2 protein-coding genes are annotated in these 1,704 nt (G+C 60.3%); both read left to right on the forward strand.

The genetic code is table 11. The features are described from left to right. Positions 1 to 905 (forward strand): acetaldehyde dehydrogenase (acetylating) (locus E1H14_RS13075; RefSeq protein ID WP_235017465.1); only part of this gene is annotated, 905 nt, incomplete at its 5' end. Between the two features lie 14 nt (positions 906 to 919). Continuing rightward, positions 920 to 1,704, forward strand: a 785-nt coding sequence (gene dmpG, locus E1H14_RS13080) for a 4-hydroxy-2-oxovalerate aldolase (protein ID WP_149391925.1), incomplete at its 3' end; no start/stop codon positions are given.

Consider the following 1,704-nt stretch of genomic DNA (forward strand, 5'->3'; position numbering starts at 1 on the left):
AAAAATTAAAAGCGGTGATTATCGGTCCGGGCAATATCGGCACCGATCTGCTGATGAAGATGCAGCGCTCCGAATGGGTGGAGCCGGTGTGGATGGTGGGGATCGACCCGGAATCCGAAGGCCTGAAGCGGGCACGCGAGATGGGGATCAAAACCTGTGCGGAAGGGGTCGATGGCATCCTTAAGCACGTGATCGAAGACGATATCCGCGTCGCCTTTGATGCCACCAGCGCGTATGTACATGCGGAGAACAGCCGTAAGCTGAATGAGCTGGGGGTGATCATGATCGACCTGACGCCCGCTGCGATCGGCCCCTTCTGTGTGCCGCCGGTCAACCTCGCGGATCATGCCCGTAACCTGGAGATGAACGTGAATATGGTCACCTGCGGTGGCCAGGCGACCATCCCGATGGTGGCGGCGGTCAGTCGTGTGCAGCCGGTGGCCTATGGTGAGATCATCGCCACCGTCTCCTCACGCTCGGTGGGTCCCGGTACGCGCATCAACATCGACGAATTCACTCGCACCACGGCCGGTGCGGTTGAGAAGGTCGGCGGGGCACAGCAGGGCAAAGCGATCATCATCATTAACCCAGCCGAACCGCCCCTGATCATGCGCGACACTGTGCACTGCTTAACGGAGGGCGAACCGGATCAGGCCGCCATCACCGAGTCTGTCCAGGCCATGGTCAAAGAGGTGCAGAAGTATGTGCCCGGTTACCGCCTGGTCAACGGCCCGATCTTTGATGGCCCGCGTGTCTCCATGTTTATGGAAGTCGAAGGCCTCGGCGACTTCCTGCCGAAATACGCCGGCAACCTCGACATCATGACCGCGGCCGCGCTGCGCACCGCTGAGATGTTTGCGGAAGAAGCGGCACAAGGCGTCATCACATTACCGGCACGCGGTTAAGGGGAGAAAGCAGAATGAACCTGAAGGGCAAACACGTAATCCTGCATGACATGAGCCTGCGTGACGGCATGCATGCTAAACGTCATCAAATCAGTCTGGACGAGATGGTGCGGATCGCCAGCGCGATGGACGCGGCCGGTATGCCGCTGATCGAAGTCACTCACGGTGACGGACTCGGCGGTGCCTCGGTGAACTACGGCTTCCCGGCGCACAGCGATGAAGCGTATTTAAAGGCCGTGGTGCCGCAGATGAAACAGGCCAAGATCTCGGCCCTCCTGCTGCCGGGTATCGGCACCGTGGATCATCTGAAGATGGCAAAAGACTGTGGCGTGAACACCATCCGCGTCGCCACCCACTGTACCGAAGCGGATGTGTCCCAGCAGCATATTGGCCTGGCGGCCAAGATGGGCATGGACACCGTTGGCTTCTTGATGATGGCGCACATGATCACTCCAGAGAAGGTATTGGAGCAGGCCAAACTGATGGTCAGCTACGGCGCCAACTGCATCTACTGCACCGACTCCGCCGGTTACATGCTGCCGGATGAGGTCAGCACCAAGATCGGCCTGCTGCGCGCGGAACTGCCAAGCGAGATCGAAATCGGCTTCCACGGCCACCACAACATGGGCATGGCGATTGCGAACTCCCTGGCCGCCATCGAAGCGGGCGCGGTGCGCATCGACGGCTCGGTCGCGGGCCTGGGCGCCGGGGCGGGCAACACACCGCTGGAAGTGCTGGTCGCGGTCCTGAAGCGGATGGACGCGAACACCGGCATCGATCTTTATCAGATTATGGATGT

Source organism: Nitrincola tapanii, assembly GCF_008368715.1.
GTDB lineage: Bacteria > Pseudomonadota > Gammaproteobacteria > Pseudomonadales > Balneatricaceae > Nitrincola > Nitrincola tapanii.